This is a genomic window from Brenneria goodwinii (genome assembly GCF_002291445.1).
Classification (GTDB): domain Bacteria; phylum Pseudomonadota; class Gammaproteobacteria; order Enterobacterales; family Enterobacteriaceae; genus Brenneria; species Brenneria goodwinii.
Genome location: NZ_CP014137.1, coordinates 750,337 through 772,199 on the forward strand (window position 1 = coordinate 750,337; position 21,863 = coordinate 772,199).

Here is a 21,863-nt window from a genome sequence, read left to right on the forward strand (position 1 = left end):
ATTCCCGCGTAGGCGGGAATGACGTGAGTGGCCGTGAAGAATCCCAGTGTGTGCTGGGTACGGGATAAAAATACCTTTCTCTTCGCGCACGAAGCTCGAAATAGCACTGAACTTACAGAGAAACCAGTCTAAACAGGCAAGGATATCTTCCTCGTGAGCGTGAACCATAACGGCGTTCAGATCCGCATAAAAGGCAAAGTGCAGGGGGTGGGGTTCCGGCCTTATGTCTGGCAACTGGCCCATAAGCTGGAATTGTACGGTAACGTCAGCAATGACGGTGCCGGCGTGCTGATTCATCTCTACCAGTCGGAAAATATTGAACGCTTTATTGCTGAACTGCCCGCCCTATGCCCGCCGCTGGCGCATATTGACAGCATTGTCCGCCAGCCGTGGCAGTGGACATCCGCACCGTCCTCATTTGTTATCGAACACAGCGGCGCGGGGCAGATGGATACGCAGGTGGTGCCGGATGCCGCAACCTGTGATGAGTGTCTGCATGAACTGAACGATCCGGCTAATCGCCGCTATCGCTACCCGTTTATCAACTGCACCCACTGCGGCCCCCGCTTTACCATTATTCGCCAGATGCCCTATGACCGTCCGTTTACCTCGATGGCGGTTTTTCCTTTGTGTCCGCAGTGTCTGGCGGAGTATCAGCATCCCGCCGATCGCCGCTTCCATGCTCAGCCCAACGCCTGCCCGCAGTGTGGTCCGCAGGTCTGGCTGGAGGATGCGGCCGCCGGCCGGCAGGTTGAAGGCGATGAGGCCATTCATCAGGCCGCCCGTGCATTGCTGGCCGGGAAAATCGTAGCCATTAAAGGGATTGGCGGCTTTCATCTGGCGTGTGACGCCACCGATACACAGGCAGTCCAGCGCCTGCGTCAGCGCAAGCATCGTCCCGGCAAGCCGCTGGCGGTAATGCTGCCGGATGCCGGATGGCTTGAGCGCTGTACTGGCGCCGCGGATCTTCCCGCCGCGTTGCGATTATTGAAAAGTACGGCGGCGCCGATTGTGCTGCTGCCGCAGCGTCAGGATGGTCCGCTATCGGAGGCGCTCGCCCCCGGCCTGTCTGAAATCGGGCTGATGCTGCCCGCCAATCCACTGCAACATTTGTTGCTGGCAGACGTGGCGCGTCCGCTGGTGATGACCTCGGGTAATGCCAGCGGCAAACCGCCGGCGTTGACCAACTTACAGGCAACGGAGCAACTTGGCGGTATTGCCGATCTGTGGTTGATGCACAATCGGGAAATCGTGCAACGCGCCGATGACTCGCTGGTCAGGCTGCGCGAATGCGGTTTATTTAAAAACCGGGCGGAGATGCTGCGACGCGCCCGCGGCTATGTGCCGGACGCGTTGCCGCTGCCGCCGGGATTTGTCAAACAGCCGGCGCTACTGGCGCTCGGTGCGGATCTGAAGAACGCTTTTTGTCTGCTGCGTGATGAGCATGCCATTGTCAGTCAGCACCTTGGCGATCTGGCGGATAGCGATATCGAACAGCAATACCGCCAGGTCATTGCATTGTTTGAGGATATTTACCGTTTTGCCCCCAGTGCGATCGTGGTCGATGCGCACCCCGGCTATATCAGCCATCGTTTGGGGAAACATCTGGCTGAACAGCGGCAGATCCCCTGTATCGACGTCTTGCACCATCACGCCCATATCGTCTCTTGTCTGGCGGAGCATCAGCGGCCGCGTGACGCCGGGCCGGTGATCGGGCTGGCGCTGGACGGTATCGGGTTTGGCGCCGAGGGGCAGTGGTGGGGCGGGGAGTGTTTGCTGGCGGACTATCACCAATGTCGCCATCTTGGCGGATTGCCTGCCGTCGCCTTACCCGGCGGCGATCTGGCGGCGCGCCAGCCGTGGCGCAACCTGCTGGCGCAGTGGCTACGTTTTGTCCCCGATTGGGCGTCATTACCGGAGGCGACAGCCATCCCGGCGGATTCATCTCAGTTACTCAGTAAAGCGATTGAACGAGGTATTAATGTGCCGCTGGCGTCCTCCGTCGGTCGCTTGTTCGATGCGGTCGCGGCGGCGGCCGGCTTCCCCGCTGCCGCGCAAAGCTGGGAAGGGGAGGCGGCCTGCTGGTTGGAATCGCTGGCTTGGCGCAGCCGACTGTTGGCGCATCAGCCATCCAGTCAGCCGCCGGTGACGCTGCCGCTACTGGCCGATGGCCGGTTGGATCTGGCGACTTTCTGGCGGCAGTGGTTGAACTACCGGGCAACGCCGCCGGAGAAAGCCTATGCGTTCCACGATGCGCTGGCGCAGGGCTTTGCCGATCTGGCGCGATGTGCGGCGCAGCGCTATGGCATCAATACGATTGTGCTGTCCGGCGGCGTGATGCATAACCGTCTGCTCACCGATCTGCTGCACCAAAAACTGCAGGAATTCACGCTACTGCAATCGCAAAGGCTACCCGCCGGCGACGGCGGACTGGCGTTGGGACAGGCGCTGATTGCGGCGGAACGTTTGTCATTAATTTAATGAAGAATAATTAATTATTCACCGGTTGAACGTAGCACTTATTTGCTTTTAATTAATTGTTTATCAATGGTATTTTTTACCATCGTTACTTTTTACCTGTCGCGTCTATTTTCTGAAAATGAATAAACTTTAATGATGCGCCTTTTAGTATCATTTTGATAACACATCGATATTCCTTTATTTTCAATGCATTGAAAATAAAAGAAAAATTCGATTATCCTCCCAATGCTTATTTCTTTTATGGTTAATGATTTGGTTAATAAAGCGCGTTTTTGCGGCAATAACCGAATAAGCGTCCCATTCATGCATTCATCCGTATTGATAAATAAAAATTATTATCATCTAATTTATAATAATGCTTTTGACGGGATAGATATGAATGAACATAGACTTGACGCCCTATTATGCTCAACCAGGTGAACAGCCGTTTGGCGCACGGCGTATGGCAATGCCCTGGCGCAATCATGTGCCGCTGTCGCCTGAACAGATCCCTGCCGGCTGGCAGGCGTTGACGCAACAAACATTGCCTGCGCGCAAGCGTCTGCTGTATCTGCATATCCCTTTCTGCGCGACGCATTGCACCTTCTGCGGCTTTTATCAGAATAAATTGCGCGACGACAGTACGGCGATCTATACCCGTTATCTGCTGCAGGAACTGGCGATGGAGGCGGCCAGTCCGCTGCATCAGTCGGCGCCGATACACGCCGTCTACTTTGGCGGCGGTACGCCAACGGCGATGGCGGCCAAAGAGCTTGCCCTGATTATCAGGACGATTCGCGATTCACTGCCGTTAGCGCCAGACTGTGAAATTACGGTTGAAGGCCGCGCGCTGGATTTCGATGATGAGCGCATCGATGCCTGGCTGGATGCGGGCGCGAACCGCTTTTCCATCGGCATTCAGACCTTTGACAGCCGTATTCGTCAACGGATGGCGCGCACCTCGGATAAACAGCAGTCGATCCGTTTTCTTGAGCGTTTGTGTCAACGCGATCGGGCGGCGGTGGTTTGCGATCTGATGTTCGGCCTGCCGGGGCAAACGCCGGAAACCTGGCGGGAGGATCTGAATATTGTCAGTAATTTGCCGCTGGATGGGGTCGATCTCTACGCCCTGAATTTATTACCCACCACGCCGCTGGCGAAGGCCGCCGAGAATCAGCGCGTTGTTTTGCCTGATGTGACCGCGCGCCGCGATTTTTACCTCAGCGGCGCGTCATTTCTGGCGGATGCCGGCTGGCATCAGCTAAGCAATAGCCACTGGGCCAGAACCACCCGTGAACGCAACCTGTATAATCTGCTGATAAAACAGGGCGCCGACTGTCTGGCGATGGGCAGCGGAGCGGGCGGTAACCTTAACGGTCAGGCCTATATGATGGAACGCAGTCTGGAGCGCTATTACCAGATGCTGGATCAGGGGCAAAAACCGATCATGATGATGACGCCGGCCAGTCCGACCGGATCCTGGCAGCATCAGCTTCAGGCCGGGATCGAAGTTGGTCGGGTCAAACTGCCGCAACTGACCCGCCACGCCGATGCGCTTCAGCCATTGCTGAGCCAGTGGCATCAGGCCGGGCTAACCTGTGATGACTCGACCTGCCTGCGTTTAACCAACGATGGCCGTTTTTGGGCTAATAACCTGATGCAGGCATTACAACAAATTATTCCTCAGCTTAATGCCGAAGAACACGCTCACTAACCGGAGACTTAACCATGACATTGAATGAATTATTGGCAACCGGGCCGGATGGCACGCTGGAAGAGATCGCCAGTCAGTATGATACCTCACTGCTTAATGTGGTTAAGGCACTGCCGGAGGCGCAGCGGACGTTGGTTTCTGGCGAGCGGTTTGATCAGGTGTGGGACGCGATTACCGGCTGGGGCGAAGTGACGTTGATCAGCCACACGGCCGACGCCATTCTGGAATTTAAAAGCGAGCTGCCAAGCGGCGCCCATCGCCATGGCTATTTTAATCTGCGCGGCAAGAATGGGTTAAGCGGGCATATCCGCGCGACAAACTGTCGGCAGATTGCGTTTATTGAGCGTAAGTTCATGGGAATGGACACAGCATCTGTGGTGTTTTTTAATGCCGGCGGAGATGCTATGTTTAAAATCTTTCTCGGACGGGATAGCCATCGCCAATTGCTAACGACACAGGTTGATGCGTTCCATACGTTAGCGGTTGAGTTACAGGCGGAGCAGGTATGACGTGGCTACTCTTTGGCGCAGGTCAGGGCGTTGGCGGCTGTTTGTTACAGCGCGCCATTGAATGTGAGCAACCGGTGGTGGTGGTGCTGCGCGATGCCGAACAAACTGAGCGTTGGCGCGCGCAGGGCGTTAGCGTGGTGCAGGGCGACGCCTGCGATGCGGATATCGTCGCGAAGGCTTGCCGGTTGTCAGGCAAGGATGCGATCGTGGTGTCCACTATGGGCGGCGGCGACGTGAACTACCTGGGGCACCGGGTGGTAATTGACGGCGCCGAGCAGGCGGGCATAAAGCGTATGCTGCTGGTGACGTCCATGGGCTGCGGCGAACAATGGCCGCTGCTGTCGCCGCGCGCCAAGGCCGCCTTTGGCCTGGCGGTACGGGAGAAGTCGCTGGCGGAAAGCTGGTTGCAGACCAGCACCCTGGATTATTGCATCGTCCGGCCGGGCGGATTGCTGGACGTTGTCGCCACGCATAACGCGCGGCTGACGCAGGGGGATGCCGTGTTAGGGTTGGTCTCCCGCCAGGATGTGGCGCTGACCGTCGATCGTCTTTTACAACAGCCGGTATTCGGCAATCAAATCTACAGTCTGATCGATCCCGATCTCGAACTGCCGCTGATGCCATAGCGTAGCCCTTGATATGATTTTCCTTCAGCGTGCTGATGGCGGCTCGCTATTCTCCTTATTGGCATTTTTAGATTTGTTGGCAGAATAAACGGTAGCAAAGTAGGCTATTACGGCGCAGGGAATTATAAATATAAAAAAGTAGATGTTGGAAACGATATCCGCGACATCTTCCTGTGTTCTGGCATGTTTTGTGATATAGTTATTAATCATTTCATCAATATGGTCGGTCCATAGTTGGATTCTGAGAAAATAAAATATATTGGATATAACAATAGTTAGTATCAACCATACAATAAAGAACTTAATCCATTTTTTCATATTACAGAGAGCATCCCATAAGTTTCGATGTTAGAACCATGATATAAAGACTTACCGTGTGAAAGTAGTAAACTTCTTAACATCATAAAATGCGTGTTATTGGGAAGCGTAATACAACCAAAGGAACGTCCTCGTACGGTGACCTGTGGATGTAAGCGAAAATTTCCACGCTCAACACCATTACACCAAGTGTAATCATCTATACTATTATCTATTCGGTACAGGGCAAACCATAGAAACTTCAATTTGGCTGCACCGTATACAATAGATCGCGGCCCGCCCCATGGACGATCGACAATCAGATAGTCACCAGGAGGTAATGCGCCGATATCTTTCATGCAAGAGTAGTTTCTTTTATTGATATACGGGCCATCACCGGAAAAGGCCTGGAATCGATAAGCGCCACAAACCAGTTCGGACATCGGTTTACTATTGAGAGTAAATGTGAAATTCAACATATATGTTATTACTCATTCCATGAATCAGAAAAAATTATATTTCCATCGCAATGTTTCCAGGTGATTTTTTCATACCTCAACTCTATGGTTTCAATATGATTCTGGTGATGCAGCGCGGGATCTTTACAATTGTGCATTCCTGGAGAGATAGAAACAATTTTAACGTTTTCTAATAACATGTTGAAGTATTCGGTTTCATGTCCGGCGCGATTGATTTGATACCATTTTATCTCGGCAGATTGCAACGTGCATCCTGTCGCCACGAATTTATAAAGGAATGGTGATGAACGTTCAAACTCCTTTTCAATAAACATCGGAGAGTGGATGCGTGTAGATGTTAGTTTTCCTGTATTTCCATCGACGGGGATACGGAGATTATGGCCGAAACTTAAAACTTCAATACTGCCTTCACGGCCCAGAACTTCGACAGCGCCTTTGATTGCTGCGCCGCTATTATCTTTTAACCATAAATATGCGGGGACTGCCATTTTATATCTTCCTGATATTAGACACTTAATGATTTTATTATCTATTTAATGGCGAAAGCAAGCTAATAAATAAAATTAATGAAAGATTTTTTGGTAGGGATTTATTTATTATGCATCCATTTAAAAATAACCTCTAATTTAATTAAGAATATTGATAACTATTTAATTCTAAAAAAATAATAAGTGAAATCATTGATATGTGTATTAATTTGAATTAATAATAACAAAGACAAACAGGTTTCTCTTGGGTATTTAAGCCTGGTTTTTTTGTTAATCACTCATCGGTGTGGGGTAGAGCAAGAGCATGAGTACAAAGGTATTACTGGTTATTCAGATGGGTGAACCGCCGGAAGATATTGCTTCTCAGGTTGGGCCGCAGGGGAAATGGTTTGCGGATACGCTGCCGGATGGAACGCATGAACTGCGGGTGATTCGGCCGGATCTCGGACAGCCGCTGCCGCCGTTCGATCAACTGTCGGCGGTGATTATTTCCGGCTCCTGGTCGATGGTGACCGATAGGCTGGACTGGAGCGAGTATACCGCCGGCTGGCTGCGTGAAGCGTTTTACGCCGATGTGCCGATGCTGGGAGTTTGTTACGGACACCAGCTACTTTCTCATGCCTTGGGCGGTACGGTGGGCGATAATCCCAACGGCGCCGAAATGGGGCTGCAAACGGTAACATTGAATCGCGAAGCGGAAAACATCGGTTGGCTGCAACAGCATCCGGAACAATTTCAGGCTTATCTTAGTCACCGCCAGTCGGTGCTGGTTCCGCCGGCGGGCGCACAGGTGTTGGCCAGTTCGCAGATTGACCGCTGCCAGATCATTCGCTACAGCGACAATGTGTTAAGCGTACAGTTTCATCCGGAATTTAATGCGAACATCATGTCGGCCTGTTTACGGCGCAATGAAGCGCGGATGCGGCAGTTAGGGTTTGATGTCGATCGGATGATGGCGCAACTCACGGAAGAACCACGCTGGGCCAGAAAAATTCTGCTGGATTTTATTCAGCAATACGCCACCCGGTAGACTGAGTGAGCTGACGAAGCGGCGGCCGCGCTGATTTGCATGGTTAGCGTTATTAATAGCAACAGCAGCTTTATCATTGATCATTCCCGACTGATATTTTTTTCCTTAAAGAAAACCCGCCGCATAGAGTCGCAAAGCGCGCCGCTATTCAATATGGATAATCCGTATCTGTTTATTCTTTCTCCGTTTCATACCTTGGTTAATAGCCGAATCGTTTTATTTATTTAATGAAGAAAAATAAAGAAAGGCGTTCAACCGTTATATAAAAAATAACATAGCGACAATGCGTTAAGAGGAAAATGAGAATAAATATCATTCTTGAATTGTTGCTTTTTTGGCTATTAAGTGAGCGGTTTTATCTTTTTTTGTGATTCAAATGTTATTAATAAGATAAATATTTGAGGTTTTAATTTTTCTTCGCATAATACATTATTATTAATGTGGTTTTACGTTAGCCAATATTCCTTTCTATAAAAAAGACAGAAAAGTTTCACCACGATTTTATGTGAGCAATGTGGTGCGAGGAGTTATCCATGCAGGTCAGCAGACGACAATTTTTTAGAATTTGCGCGGGGGGGATGGCCGGCACCACGGTCACCGCCCTGGGTTTTTCCCCGACGGCCGCGCTGGCGGAAACCCGACAATATAAGCTATTGCGAGCGAAAGAAACGCGTAATAACTGCACCTACTGTTCCGTCGGGTGCGGAATTTTAATGTATAGCCTGGGCGACGGCGCCAAAAACGCCAAGCCGTCGATATTCCATATCGAAGGGGATCCGGACCATCCGGTAAGCCGCGGCTCGCTGTGTCCGAAAGGCGCCGGATTGATTGATTATATCCATAGCGATCAGCGCCTTAAATATCCTGAATATCGGGCGCCGGGTTCGGATAAATGGCAACGTATCAGTTGGTCGGAAGCGTTCGATCGCATTGCGCGCTTAATGAAGACCGACCGGGACGCCAATTTCGTTGAAAAGAACAGCGCGGGCGTAACGGTTAACCGCTGGCTGACGACAGGGATGCTCTGTTCGTCGGCGGCCAGTAATGAAACCGGGATGTTGGATCAGCGTTTTACCCGTGCGTTGGGTATGCTGGGAATCGATACCCAGGCGCGGTTGTGCCATGCCCCCAGCGTATCGGCGCTGGCGCCGACATTTGGCCGCGGGGCGATGACCAATAACTGGGTCGATATTAAAAACGCCAATGTGGTGATCGTTATGGGGGGAAACCCTGCTGAGGCGCACCCCGTCGGTTTTAAATGGGTGATTGAAGCCAAAATCAAAAATGGCGCCAAGCTGATCGTGGTCGATCCGCGTTTCAATCGTACCGCGTCGGTTGCCGATCTTTACGCGCCTATCCGGGCGGGATCGGATATCGCATTTCTGCTGGGAGTGATCCAGTATCTGCTCAGCAACAACAAAGTGCAGATGGAATATGTCATGTCCTATACCAATGCCAGCCTATTGGTACGGGAGGACTACACCTTTGAGGACGGTATTTTCAGCGGCTATGATCCCCAGGGGCGTAAATATGAGCGCGCCTCGTGGCAGTATGATCTGGACGAAAATGGTTTCGCCAAACGCGACGTCACGCTGAGCCACCCCAGGTGCGTCTGGAATCAGCTGAAGCAGCACGTCAGCCGCTATACGCCGGATGTGGTCGCCAGCATCTGCGGCACGCCGAAGGAAGACTTTCTGACCATCTGCGACATTCTGGCATCGACCTGCGTGCCGGACAGAACCGCCACGTTCCTGTATGCGCTCGGTTGGACGCAACATACCACCGGCTCCCAGATGATCCGCGCCGCGGGGATGATTCAGCTTCTGCTGGGCAATATCGGCATGGTGGGCGGCGGCGTCAACGCCCTGCGCGGGCACTCCAATATTCAGGGCTATACCGATCTCGGGCTGCTCTCTTTACGGTTGCCGGGCTATATGGATTTACCGTCGGAAAAACAGACCACGCTGCAAGACTATTTAAGCCAGATTACGCCGAAAGCCCTGCTTCCCGATCAGGTGAACTACTGGAAGAACACGCCCAAATTCTTTATCAGCATGATGAAGAGCTTTTACGGCGATAAGGCGCAGAAAGAAAACGACTGGGGATTCGACTGGCTGCCCAAATGGGATCAAAGCTATGACGCGCTGCACTACACGCAGATGATGATTGAAGGCAAGGTTAACGGTTATATCGCCCAGGGTTTTAACCCGATAGCCGCATTTGCCGATTCCAATAAAGCCCGTGATGCGCTGAAAAAACTGAAGTTTTTGGTCATCATCGATCCGCTGGCGACGGAAACCTCCAATTTCTGGCAAAACCACGGTGAACTTAACGAAGTGGACAGCGCCAGTATTCAAACGGAAGTCTTCCGTCTGCCGTCCAGCTGTTTTGCCGAAGAAAATGGCTCGATTGTCAACTCCGGCCGCTGGCTGCAATGGCACTTTAAAGGCGCGGAGCCACCGGCGGAAGCCCTGCACGACGGTATCATTCTGGCCGGGATTTTCCTGCGCCTGCGGGAAATGTACGCCAAAGAAGGGGGCGCCAACCCAGAACCGGTGCTCAATATGGCGTGGAATTACCTTAATCCTGAAGATCCGTCGCCTGAAGAAGTGGCGAGAGAAGGCAATGGCTACGCGCTGGCGGATATTTACGACGACCAGGGCGCGCTGGTGCTGAAGAAAGGGCAACTGCTGTCCGACTTTTCGCAATTGCGTGATGACGGCACCACCGCCAGCTTCTGCTGGGTGTATACCGGCTGCTGGACCGAGCAGGGCAACCAGATGGCGCGGCGCGACAACGCCGATCCGTCCGGTTTGGGCAGTACCCTGGGATGGGCCTGGGCCTGGCCGCAAAACCGCCGCATTCTTTACAACCGCGCCTCTGCCGATGAGCAGGGCAACCCCTGGGATCCCAAACGGGAAATTCTCCGCTGGGACGGACAGCGCTGGCAGGGTATCGATGTTCCCGATTACGGCAATGCCGCGCCGGGCAGCGGCGTCGGGCCTTTCATTTTGCAGGCGGAAGGTATGGGGCGTCTGTTCGCTATCGATAAGTTGACCGACGGCCCGTTCCCGGAACACTACGAACCCGTCGAATCGCCGCTGGCGAAAAGTCCGCTGCATGAAAATACGCGCTTTAATCCGGCCGCCCGCCTGTATGACGCCGATCGGCAACGCATGGGCGCGGCGTCTGAGTTTCCCTACGTGGCGACCACCTATTCGATTACCGAACTGTTTCGCCACTGGACGAAACATGCGCGGCTGAATGCGATTGCGCAGCCGGAGCAGTTTGTCGAAATCGGCGAGTCGCTGGCCGAGCAGAAAGGCATCCGCGCCGGCGACATGGTAAAGCTCAGCAGCAAACGCGGCTATATCAAGGCCAAAGCCGTCGTCACCAAACGTATCCGCACGCTGACGATCGAAGGCCAGCCGGTGGAAACCATCGGCGTACCCTGTCATTGGGGGTTTGAAGGCACCACGCAGAAAGGATTTCTGGCTAACATCCTGACGCCCCATGTCGGTGATGCCAATACCCAAACGCCGGAATACAAGGCGTTCCTGGTGAATGTAGAAAAGGCGTAGCGGAGAAAGATTATGGCCATGCAATCACAAGATGTTATCCGTCGTTCCGCCACCAACTCGCTGACGCCGCCGCCGCAGGCCCGCGATCACCAGCAGGAAGTCGCCAAGCTGATCGACGTTACCACCTGTATCGGCTGTAAAGCCTGTCAGGTCGCCTGTTCGGAGTGGAACGATATTCGCGATGAGGTGGGGCATAACGTCGGCGTGTACGATAACCCGACGGATTTAACCGCCAAATCCTGGACGGTCATGCGTTTTTCCGAAGTGGAAGAGCAGGGCAAACTGGAGTGGCTGATCCGCAAGGACGGCTGTATGCACTGCGCCGATCCGGGCTGTCTGAAAGCCTGCCCGTCGGAGGGCGCCATCATTCAGTACGCCAACGGCATCGTCGATTTTCAGTCCGAACACTGTATTGGCTGCGGCTACTGCATTGCGGGCTGCCCGTTTGACGTGCCGCGCATGAATAAACAGGACAATCGCGTCTACAAATGCACGCTGTGCGTGGACCGCGTCGTGGTAGGACAGGAGCCGGCCTGCGTTAAAACCTGTCCGACCGGGGCGATTCATTTCGGCACCAAAGAGGCGATGAAAGATCTGGCGGCGGAGCGCGTTACCGAGCTTAACGGCCGTGGCTATGATAACGCCGGGTTGTACGATCCGGCGGGCGTCGGCGGCACGCACGTCATGTATGTCTTACATCATGCGGATAAGCCCCAGCTTTATCACGGTCTGCCGGATAACCCCACCATCAGTCCGACGGTGGCTTTCTGGAAAGGCATCTGGAAACCGCTGGCGGCCATCGGTTTTGCCGCGACATTCGCCGCCAGCGTATTCCACTATGTCGGCGTAGGCCCGAATCGTGTCGAAGAAGACGACGAAGAGGAGGCGGATAAAGCGCATCATGAGGATAAGCAACATGAAAAAGAGTAATCGGATTCAGCGCTATAGCGCGCCGGAGCGCATTAATCACTGGATTGTGGCTTTCTGTTTCGTATTTGCCGCCATCAGTGGATTAGGCTTTTTCTTTCCATCGCTCAACTGGATGATGAATATTCTGGGAACGCCGCAGCTGGCGCGGATCCTGCATCCGTTTGTCGGCGTAGTGATGTTTGTGGCCTTTTTGCTGATGTTTTTCCGCTACTGGAAACACAATCTGATTAACCGCGATGATATCGAATGGGCTAAAAATATTCATAAAATCGCCAGAAATGAGGAAGTCGGCGACACAGGCAGGTATAATTTCGGTCAGAAGTGCGTATTCTGGTTAGCGATTATCAGCCTCGTATTATTACTGGCGAGCGGAGTGGTTATGTGGCGGCCTTATTTTGCCGATGCCTTCCCCATTCCCGTTATCCGCCTGGCTTTATTGGTTCATTCGCTGGCGGCGATTGGGCTTATCCTCGTTATCATGGTGCATGTCTATGCGGCATTGTGGGTGAAAGGAACGATTACCGCCATGGTGGAAGGTTGGGTGTCAACCGCCTGGGCGAAGAAACATCATCCGCGCTGGTATCGTGAGCTACAACGTAAACAACAGGAAAAACAACCCTGATGAGTATCCGTATTGTTCCTCAGGAACAGTTAGAAAAGAATGAACAATCGGCATCGGTGGGGCATATCCCACCGTTGCTTTTTGCTAACTTAAAAAGTTTGTACAGCAGCCGCGCCGAGCGTCTGCGTCAGTTGGCGCAGGATCATCCGTTGGGTGACTACCTGACGTTTGCCGCTACCGTGGTGGAAGCGCAGCAGAAAGTGCTGCACGATCATCCGTTGCAGATGGACCTGTCCGAGGTATTAAAGCAGGCGGGCAATCGTCCTCCGCTGGATATTGCGGTATTTCCCCGGGATACCCACTGGCACACCTTGCTGCGCGCACTGATCGAAGAACTTAAACCGGAAGCGGACGGGCAGGTGTTGGCGACGCTGGAAAATCTGGAAAAGTCGTCGGCGCAAGAGCTGGAAACCATGGCGACCGCGCTGTTTAACCATGAGTTCAGCGCCGAAATTAACGATAAGGCTCCGTTTATCTGGGCCGCGCTGTCGTTATTCTGGGCGCAGATGGCCAGCCAGATCCCCGGTAAGGCGCGGGCGGAACCCGGCGAACACCGCCAGTTTTGCCCGGTGTGCGGCAGTATGCCGGTCTCCGGCGTAGTCCAGCTCGGCGCCAGCAGCGGGCTGCGCTACCTGCACTGCAACCTGTGTGAAAGCGAGTGGCATATGGTGCGGGTGAAATGCAGCAACTGTGAGGAATCGGGCGATCTAAACTACTGGTCGCTGGACAGCGAAAATGCGGCCATTAAAGCGGAAAGCTGCGGCAACTGCGGCACCTATTTGAAAATCCTGTACCAGGAAAAAGATCACCGGGTTGAGGCGGTAGCCGACGATCTGGCGTCGCTGGTGCTGGACGTGAAAATGGAGGAAGAGGGCTTTTCCCGCAGCAGCATCAACCCGTTCCTGTTCCCGGAAAGCGCGGCCTGATTGCGAACTGGCGGCAGCTATCAAGGGGAAGCCGTTTTATAAACCTTGATGACAACGTTCGGCACGTTGCCATTAATAACCCCCACCCAGCCTCCCCCTTGTCAGCTGTCTCTTAGTCACATTTTATGCGGACTTGGAGATAGTTTCGTGCGCCACAATGCCGCTATTTTCATTCTGCCTCGCAGCACGCGCCCGACATAGGGGGCTCAGACGCCAGCCCCCTATGAACCCCGGCTTGCGGCTAAATTATGTCGCTGCGCGATGCCTTCGTCGATATCAGGCTTAACGGACCGCTTGCGACACGGAATACTCGTCTCATCCCTGAGACTCGCCCTAATGGGCCAGCGCAAGCGCTGTTCAAAAACGCTCCCGGCGTTTTTGTCCGACGTGGCGCAAGCTTTCGCCGCGTCCGTGCGGCTCATCCTAAGCCTGCTATCTCCTCAGCATAATTTCTTATGCCGGATAACGGCAAACCCCGTCATAGCTTCTACATTTGTGTATAAGAGACAGCCTGTGAAGGGGAGGGCGGGGTGGGTCTATGCCGCAAACCTGTTACTTCGTCCGGCTCACCAGCAGCACAAACGAACCGATGGCCAACGCATAACAGATGGCGATCACCAGCGCCATGGACAGTGCGGAAGTACCGAACAGACCGGTTAGCGGCACGCTGACGGCGCCCAGGGTAAACATGCTGACGCCGAGTAATGCCGAGGCGCTGCCCGCATTATCTCCCTGACTCTGCATGGCCAACGCCGAGGCGCTGGGGCCGACGATACCGATAATAATGATGGTAAAGAACAGCGGGATCAGCAGCCATATCAGCGACGCCTGCAAGCCGGCCGCCAGCAGTAATAGCAGCGCCGATATGCCGGCGATAAGCAGCCCGGCCTTAAGCATCGGCATTTCCCCCACATGACCGCTCAGCCAGGCGGCGATCTGCGCGGAAAAGATCAGTCCCACGCCGTTGATGGCAAAGCACATGCTGAACGCTTGCGGGCTAAGGTGATAGATTTCCTGCAAAACGAACGGGGATGCGCCGATATAGGCAAACATGCCGGCGCCCGCGAAGCCCTGGGCCAGACAAAGTCCCATAAACTGGCGCTGCTTCAGCAGGCCGCCTACCGATAAAATCAGCGTTCCCACGCCGCCGGCCGCCCGTCGTTGCGGCGGGAGGGTTTCGGGCAGGCGCAGGGCGGAAAGCAGCAGTAACAGAACGGCGATTACCGCCAACGCAATGAAGATACCCCGCCAATCCATGAGGGTCAGCATCGCGCCGCCCATCACGGGAGCGACGATCGGCGCCAGGCCGTTGATCAACATCAGTAAAGCGAAAAAGCGGGTGAGATCGTGGCCGGAATAGAGATCGCGTGCGATCGCCCGGGATAGTACGGCGCCGCCGGCGCCGGCCAGACCTTGAAGAATCCGCGCCGCGACCAGATGGTTGATGTCTTGCGCCAACGCGCACCAAACCGAAGCCGCCAGTAAGATAAACAGGGAAAACAACAACGGCCAGCGGCGCCCCAGCTTGTCGCTCAGCGGACCAAAAATCAGTTGGCCAATGCCCAGCCCTAGCAGACCGGCGGTCAGGCTTAACTGCGCCGCGGCGGTGGTGGTTGATAATTCCGTGGCCAATTCCGGCAGCGCGGGGAGATAGAGATCGGTACACAGGGGACCCAGCGTGGCTAGGAGTCCCAGTATCAGTGCATAACCTAAACGAGATGGTTGCATAGCGTTATTCATGGGTTGTGGTTTCAGAAAATATGTGATGGAAAATATGCTGATAAAGCTGGTTTAGCACATCAGGCGAGGCTTTCTGACTGGTCAGCGAGCGAAACGCCGTGCCTTCATTCAAAACCGCCATCAGCTCAACGAGAGCGGCGACTTGCGGCGCGCTTAACAGGGGATATTGTTGCTGTAACATTGTGGCGGCCTGCTGGAAGAGCTTGTTGTCGGCTTCCTGTAGGAGCGCCGCGACGCGAGGATTTCGGGTTGCTTCGGCCGTGACTTCCAGCATCAGCGCATGATCGTCTTCGCGGGTTTTTTCATCACCCACCAATCTGCGTTCCGCCAGTATTTTCGCCATTTTCACCGGATGATCGGTAGTTAATTTGATAAGTTGTAGTCGGTTGTTGACGATTTGGCTGACAATTTCTTCAATAACGGCATCTTTATTGGCGAAATAACGGTATATCTGCCCTACGCTGAGCCGGGCGTGCGACGCGATTTGCGCCATACCGGCGCCATGAAATCCTGAACGGCGAAAACAAAAGCGCGCCGCCGAAATGATCTGGTCGCGCCGTGCGTTTATTCGTGCCGATTTAGTGATGGTTTGCTGCACGTTTCCTCCTTTAACTTTAAGACGCTCACCTTAACAAAAACCTTACTCAATCTTGTCGGAAGAGTTTATCTAACTTCCTTAATATTGAGAATGAACGTTCATTCTCAATTATAGGGCATGATTTCATGCAAGGTAAACGCTTTATTTTCTTATTGGTCTTCTTACTGTCTGGTTGTGAGCGGGCATCGGAACCCGCTCAGGTAAAACCTGTCGTTGAGGTCACGGTACAAACGCTGCAGCCGCAGTCCGTGACGCTTGACAGCGAACTGAACGGCAGAACAACCGCCGCCATGGTGTCCGATGTCCGGCCGCAGGTGGACGGCATTATTCAGAAACGCTTGTTTACCGAAGGCAGCGACGTAAAAGCCGGTCAGGTCTTGTACCAGATCGATCCGACCAGTTATCAGGCCGCCTACGATGAGGCCGCCGCGGCGTTGAAAAACGCGCAGGCCAGCGTACGGGCGGCGAAACTGAAAGCCGAACGCTATGCCCGTCTGGTGAAAGTCGAGGGGGTGTCACAGCAGGATGCGGACGATGCGCAAACCAGCTATGAAGAGTATCTGGCGACGGTAGCGGAAAAACAGGCTGCGCTGAAGACTGCGCAAATCAATCTGGCCTATACGCAGATCAAAGCGCCGATCTCCGGTCGTATCGGCATCTCTTCCGTTACGCCGGGGGCGCTGGTAACCGCCAGCCAAACCACCGCGTTGGCGACGATCCGCCAGCTCGATCCGATGTATGTCGATCTTACCCAGTCCAGCCGCGAGCTTCTTGAGCTACGGCGTTTGCAGAAAAGCGCGCAGTCAACGGTGTCGTTGACGCTGGAAAACGGTGAAACCTACGCCTCGCCAGGCAAGTTGCAACTGTCCGAAGTCTCCGTGGATGAGTCGACCGGTTCGGTGACTTTACGCGCCGTCTTTCCTAATGCCGAACATATCTTGCTGCCTGGCATGTATGTCCGGGCCGCGGTGGAGAACGGCACCGACCCGGCGGCGATTCTGGCGCCGCAGCAGGGCATTACCCGCGATGCGCGCGGCAATGCCACCGCGCTGGTGGTTAACGACCAGCAACAGGTGGAGCAGCGTCAGGTGGTGACCGCGCGGGCGATCGGCAACCGTTGGCTGGTTTCCTCAGGGTTAAATGCGGGCGATCGGCTGATTATCGAGGGCACGAATAAAGTGAGCGTCGGCGATACGGTAAAAGCAATGGAAACGACCGCTGCCACGGCCGGGGCGAATAGCCAACAGGCAACGGATAACGCAGAGGTGGCAGAGTAATGTTTTCTCGTTTCTTTATTTATCGGCCGGTGTTCGCCTGGGTGATCTCGATTGCGATCATGCTGGCGGGCGCGCTGGCGATCCAGTCGCTTTCCATTGCGCAATATCCGGACGTGGCGCCGCCTTCGGTGTCAATCACCGCAACCTATACCGGCGCGTCGGCGGAATCGCTGGAAAATAGCGTCACCCAAATCATAGAGCAACAGCTTACCGGGCTGGACGGGTTGTTGTATTTCTCCTCGACCAGCAGTTCCAGCGGGCAGGCGAAAATCACCGTCACCTTTAAACAGGGGACCGACGCCGATACCGCCCAGGTGCAGGTGCAAAATAAGGTGCAGCAGGCGTTGAGCCGTTTGCCGACGGAAGTGCAGTCTCAGGGGGTAACGGTAACCAAGTCGCAAACCAGCTTCCTGCTGATTATATCGTTGTACGACACGACCGATAAATCCGATGGTTCGGACATCGCCGACTACATGGTCAGCAACCTGCAGGATCCGCTGGCCCGCGTGGATGGCGTGGGCGATGTGAAAGTTTTCGGCTCGCAGTATGCGATGCGCATCTGGATGAATCCTACCCGTATGGCGGCCTATGACCTGATACCGTCTGATATTACCTCGGCGATTGAAGCGCAAAATACGCAGGTATCCGCCGGTAAGATCGGCGCGCGGCCTTCCCGCAGCGATCAGCAGCTCACGGCCACGGTGATGGCGCAGTCCAAGCTGAAAACGCCTGAGCAGTTCAAAAACATTATTGTGAAAAGCAAAGCAGATGGTTCGGTTGTTCGGCTTGGCGATGTCGCGCGGGTGGAACTGGGCGACGAGAGTTACGATGCGGTCACCCGCCTGAACGGCCATCCGGCGGCTGGGATTGCCGTGATGCTGGCGCCGGGGGCCAATGCGTTGGCGACCGCGGAACGGGTAAAAGCCACCGTCGCCGAGTATGAAAGCACCATGCCTGAGGGGTATCGCGTCGCGTACCCGAAAGACAGTACGGACTTCATCAAAATCTCCGTAGAGGAAGTGGTTAAAACGTTGTTTGAAGCCATCCTGCTGGTGGTGGCTGTCATGTTCCTGTTCCTGCAGAATCTGCGGGCGACGCTGATCCCGACCATCGCCGTACCGGTCGTGCTGCTGGGAACCTTTGGCGTACTGTCGCTGTTTGGTTATTCCATCAACACTCTTACGCTATTTGGCATGGTGCTGGCGATCGGGCTGTTGGTGGATGATGCGATCGTGGTGGTGGAAAACGTCGAGCGCGTGATGCGGGATGAAGGTCTCCCGCCGAAGGCCGCCACTGAAAAAACGATGCGGGAGATTTCCGGCGCGTTGGTCGGGGTGGCGCTGGTGCTGAGCGCGGTCTTCCTGCCGATGGCCTTTTTTGGCGGTTCGACCGGGGTGATTTATCGCCAGTTCTCAATCACTATCGTTTCTTCCATGCTGTTGTCGGTTCTGATTGCGTTGACGTTGACGCCCGCGCTGTGCGCCTCGTTGCTGAAACCAACCCAACATCGCGTTGCGAAAAAAGGCTTTTTTGCCGGCTTTAACCTGCGCTATCAATCCATGCAGGATCGTTATTCCGGCAAGGTTGCTCATGTATTGCACTCTCCGACGCGCTACATCATCCTTTATGGCCTGCTGATTGTCGGCATGGCTTTGCTGTTTACCCGTCTGCCGTCGGGGTTCTTGCCGACGGAAGATCAGGGCAGCGTGATGGTGCAGTTCACCTTACCCCCAGGCGCCACCGAAGCGCGGACCAGCCAGGTGGGTAAAGCGATTGAGCACTATTTTCTGACCGACGAGAAAGACAATACCGAAGCTATTTTCATTATTTCCGGATTTAACTTCAGCGGTAGCGGACAAAACGCCGGTATGGCGTTCGTCGCGCTGAAAAACTGGGCTCAGCGCCCAGGGACGGAAAACAGCGCGGATGCGATTTCGAAGCGGGCAACCAAAGCGCTTTCCTCACTGCGAGATGCGCAGGTGTTTACCCTGACGCCGCCGTCGGTGGACGGATTGGGCCAGTCCAGCGGGTTTACCTTTGAGCTGCAGGCGACGGGCACCACCGAACGCGACAAACTGCTGCAGCTGCGCGACGAACTACTGGCGTCGGCCAACAAAAACGACAAACTGTCGGCCGTGCGCGCCAACGATTTGGCGCAGATGCCTCAGCTACAGGTGGATATTGATAATGACAAAGCCAGTGCGCTGGGGCTGTCGATGAGCGATGTCACCACTACGCTGAGCAGCGCCTGGGGCGGCTCCTATGTGAATGACTTTATCGATCGCGGACGGGTTAAGAAGGTCTATATCCAGGGCGATGAAGATTCACGCAGCAAACCGGAGGATCTGAATAAGTGGTTCGTGCGCGGCACCAACAGCGATGGCGATAGCGTGATGACGCCGTTCTCCGCCTTCGCCACCACGCGCTGGGTCTACGGGCCGGAAAGTCTGTCGCGTTATAACGGCCAGGCATCCTATGAAATTCAGGGTTCCGGCGCTTCCGGCGTCAGTTCCGGCGTCGCCATGGATGAAATGCAGGCGCTGGCGAAATCGCTGCCCAAAGGCACCACCTATTCCTGGAGCGGGCTGTCCTATCAGGAACGGCTGGCCAGCGGACAGGCGCTTTCGCTGTATGCGATCTCGATTCTGGTGGTGTTTCTGTGTCTGGCGGCGCTGTATGAAAGCTGGAGCATTCCATTTTCGGTCATGCTGGTGATCCCGCTGGGGGTGGTCGGCGCGGTATTGGCCGCCACGCTGCGCGGACTGGAAAATGACGTCTATTTCCAGGTGGCGCTGCTCACCACCATTGGGCTGTCGGCGAAAAACGCCATCCTGATTGTAGAGTTTGCCGAAGCCGCCTATCAGCGCGGGGCCACGCTGTTCGCCGCCGCGCTGGAAGGCGCCGTCACACGCCTGAGACCGGTGCTGATGACCTCTCTGGCCTTTATCGTCGGGGTATTCCCGCTGGCGATTTCCACCGGCGCGGGCGCCAACAGCCGTATTTCCATCGGTAGCGGCATCGTGGGCGGTACGTTGACGGCGACCGTGTTGGCGGTTTTTCTGGTACCGATGTTCTTTGTTCTGGTGAGACGCATGTTTCCCTCGCGTGCCGACAAAGCTTTACCTGGCGTTGATTCATCGAGGAAAGAATAATGCGTAATCGTCAATTTATCATCGTCCTGTTCCCCCTGCTGCTGGGGGGATGCGTCTCCTTGGATCCTGACTATCAGCGCCCTGATGCGCCGGTGCCGTCGGCCTGGCCACAGAGCGGCGCGGTAAAGGGCACGGCGTCGGACGCCACGAAAATCCCCTGGCGTTCGGCCATGGTCGATCCGAAATTACAGCAGGTTATCGATCTGGCGCTCAGCGATAACCGTGATTTGCGCAAAGCGTTGGCCGATATTGAAGCGGCGCGCGCGCAGTACGGCGTCCAGCGCGCCGATCTCTTTCCAACTGTGAGCGCCGGCGTTGACGGCTCGCGGGGCCGATCGTTGACCAGTAGTTCATCGTCGAATAGCAATGCGACGACCATCAGCCAGAGCTACAGCGCCAACCTGGGCGTCAGCGCCTTCGAGCTGGATTTGTTCGGTAAAACGCGCAGCCTGACGGAAGCGGCGTTAGAGACTTATCTGTCGACGGAAGCGGCGGCGAAAACCACCCAACTGACGCTGATTGCCGATACCGCCACTGCCTATATCACGCTGGCGACGGCGCGCAGCAACCTGCAACTGTCGCAGCAGACCATGCAAAGCGCGCTGCACTCGCTGGAGGTGACGCGCAACCGGCAGCGCAATGGCGTCGCTTCCGGCGTCGATGTCGCGGAAGCTGAAACCGTCTATCAGCAGGCGCGCGCCGATGTCGCCAACTATACGACGGTGGTGGCGCAGAGTAAAAATGCGCTCGACCTGCTGGCGGGGCGGCCGGTGGAAGAGTCGCTGCTGCCTGCCGGTTTGGATGACCTGACGCTGGCGATCGCGCCGGTCTCCGCCGGGATCGCTTCCTCCGTGTTATTGCAGCGCCCGGATGTGCTGGAGGCGGAGCATACGTTGAAATCGGCCAATGCCAATATCGGCGCGGCGCGGGCTGCGTTCTTCCCCAGCCTGTCATTGACCGCCAGCGGCGGGGTTAGCAGCAGCGCGCTCTCCTCGCTGTTCAGCCACGGCGCCGGCGTCTGGTCGTTGGCGCCCAGCGTGAGTCTGCCGATCTTTGACGGCGGCGCGAACCGCGCCTCGCTGAAGTATGCCGAAGCGCAGAAAAAGGGCTATATCGCCAGCTATGAAAAAGCTATCCAGACCGCGTTCCAGGAGGTGGCGGATGCGTTGGCGCGCAAGGCCACCATTGATGAGCAGTTGGCGGCGCAGCGGGATTACACCGCGGCGGCGCAACGTAGCTATCAGCTGGCGGATAAGCGCTACCGGGAAGGCGTTGATACCTATCTGAACGCGCTGGATGCGCAACGGACGCTTTACAGCGCCCGGCAGACGCTTATCAGCATTGAGCAGACCCGCCTGGACAATCTGGTGACCCTCTATAACGTTCTGGGAGGCGGCGCGGCGGCGCAGTAAATAGAACCTATTCATTAGGTTA

16 protein-coding genes are annotated in these 21,863 nt (G+C 55.1%); 12 read left to right on the forward strand and 4 right to left on the reverse strand.

The features are described 5' to 3' along the window. Positions 1-159 precede the first annotated feature (159 nt). From hypF to ACN28R_RS03405, 4 genes are all read left to right on the forward strand, one after another. Positions 160-2,481: a carbamoyltransferase HypF gene (gene hypF / locus ACN28R_RS03390; protein ID WP_095835714.1), complete on the forward strand. Its 2,322-nt coding sequence runs from the start codon at positions 160-162 to the stop codon at positions 2,479-2,481. A gap of 379 nt (positions 2,482-2,860) precedes the next feature. Then, positions 2,861-4,174 carry a heme anaerobic degradation radical SAM methyltransferase ChuW/HutW gene (gene hutW / locus ACN28R_RS03395; protein ID WP_095833578.1) on the forward strand — a complete coding sequence of 438 codons (1,314 nt, stop codon included), beginning with the start codon at positions 2,861-2,863 and terminating at the stop codon, positions 4,172-4,174. Between the two features lie 14 nt (positions 4,175-4,188). Continuing rightward, complete coding sequence (hutX, locus tag ACN28R_RS03400; RefSeq protein WP_095833579.1) at positions 4,189-4,683, forward strand: heme utilization cystosolic carrier protein HutX; 495 nt, start codon at positions 4,189-4,191, stop codon at positions 4,681-4,683. Then, a complete protein-coding gene (locus ACN28R_RS03405; protein ID WP_095833580.1) occupies positions 4,680-5,309 on the forward strand; it encodes an NAD(P)H-binding protein in 630 nt (209 codons plus the stop codon). Before hutX ends, ACN28R_RS03405 begins: the two co-directional genes overlap by 4 nt. 314 nt (positions 5,310-5,623) lie before the next feature. Here the strand turns inward: ACN28R_RS03405 and ACN28R_RS03410 are convergent, their stop codons facing one another. Beyond that, positions 5,624-6,049 (reverse strand): DUF2778 domain-containing protein, encoded by a 426-nt coding sequence (locus ACN28R_RS03410; RefSeq protein WP_236840177.1) that lies wholly within the window; start codon positions 6,047-6,049, stop codon positions 5,624-5,626. Positions 6,050-6,093: 44 nt separating this feature from the next. Continuing rightward, positions 6,094-6,573, reverse strand: a complete 480-nt coding sequence (locus tag ACN28R_RS03415; RefSeq protein ID WP_048638141.1) for an Hcp family type VI secretion system effector — start codon at positions 6,571-6,573, stop codon at positions 6,094-6,096. Between the two features lie 304 nt (positions 6,574-6,877). On the opposite strand from ACN28R_RS03415, the gene ACN28R_RS03420 reads away from it, so the two are divergent. The 5 genes from ACN28R_RS03420 (at position 6,878) to fdhE (ending at position 13,662) form a co-directional block, all read left to right on the forward strand. Beyond that, positions 6,878-7,603 carry a glutamine amidotransferase gene (locus ACN28R_RS03420; protein WP_095833582.1) on the forward strand — a complete coding sequence of 242 codons (726 nt, stop codon included), beginning with the start codon at positions 6,878-6,880 and terminating at the stop codon, positions 7,601-7,603. A 533-nt stretch (positions 7,604-8,136) separates the two neighbouring features. Then, complete coding sequence (gene fdnG, locus ACN28R_RS03425; RefSeq protein ID WP_072065857.1) at positions 8,137-11,184, forward strand: formate dehydrogenase-N subunit alpha; 3,048 nt, start codon at positions 8,137-8,139, stop codon at positions 11,182-11,184. A gap of 12 nt (positions 11,185-11,196) precedes the next feature. Continuing rightward, entirely contained in the window at positions 11,197-12,114 is a 918-nt protein-coding gene (gene fdxH, locus ACN28R_RS03430) for a formate dehydrogenase subunit beta (protein WP_095833584.1), read from the forward strand. Continuing rightward, positions 12,101-12,736 (forward strand): formate dehydrogenase cytochrome b556 subunit, encoded by a 636-nt coding sequence (fdoI, locus tag ACN28R_RS03435; RefSeq protein ID WP_048638145.1) that lies wholly within the window; start codon positions 12,101-12,103, stop codon positions 12,734-12,736. The genes fdxH and fdoI overlap by 14 nt, the downstream gene beginning before the upstream one ends. Continuing rightward, a complete protein-coding gene (gene fdhE, locus ACN28R_RS03440) occupies positions 12,736-13,662 on the forward strand; it encodes a formate dehydrogenase accessory protein FdhE (protein ID WP_095833585.1) in 927 nt (308 codons plus the stop codon). Before fdoI ends, fdhE begins: the two co-directional genes overlap by 1 nt. 552 nt (positions 13,663-14,214) lie before the next feature. Here the strand turns inward: fdhE and ACN28R_RS03445 are convergent. Both ACN28R_RS03445 and ACN28R_RS03450 read right to left on the reverse strand, forming a co-directional pair. After that, positions 14,215-15,402, reverse strand: coding sequence for a multidrug effflux MFS transporter (locus tag ACN28R_RS03445; protein WP_095833587.1), 1,188 nt, complete (start codon positions 15,400-15,402; stop codon positions 14,215-14,217). Further along, positions 15,395-16,000 (reverse strand): TetR/AcrR family transcriptional regulator, encoded by a 606-nt coding sequence (locus ACN28R_RS03450; protein WP_095833588.1) that lies wholly within the window; start codon positions 15,998-16,000, stop codon positions 15,395-15,397. The genes ACN28R_RS03445 and ACN28R_RS03450 overlap by 8 nt, the downstream gene beginning before the upstream one ends. 125 nt (positions 16,001-16,125) lie before the next feature. On the opposite strand from ACN28R_RS03450, the gene ACN28R_RS03455 reads away from it, so the two are divergent. From ACN28R_RS03455 to ACN28R_RS03465, 3 genes are read left to right on the forward strand one after another with little or no spacing between them, the layout of a single operon-like run. Further along, a complete protein-coding gene (locus tag ACN28R_RS03455) occupies positions 16,126-17,277 on the forward strand; it encodes an efflux RND transporter periplasmic adaptor subunit (RefSeq protein WP_095833589.1) in 1,152 nt (383 codons plus the stop codon). After that, the gene (locus ACN28R_RS03460) at positions 17,277-20,429 is read left to right on the forward strand and encodes an efflux RND transporter permease subunit (RefSeq protein WP_095833590.1); all 3,153 of its coding nucleotides are present in this window, start codon (positions 17,277-17,279) and stop codon (positions 20,427-20,429) included. The genes ACN28R_RS03455 and ACN28R_RS03460 overlap by 1 nt, the downstream gene beginning before the upstream one ends. After that, positions 20,429-21,841 (forward strand): efflux transporter outer membrane subunit, encoded by a 1,413-nt coding sequence (locus ACN28R_RS03465; RefSeq protein ID WP_048638151.1) that lies wholly within the window; start codon positions 20,429-20,431, stop codon positions 21,839-21,841. The genes ACN28R_RS03460 and ACN28R_RS03465 overlap by 1 nt, the downstream gene beginning before the upstream one ends. Positions 21,842-21,863: the final 22 nt, after the last annotated feature.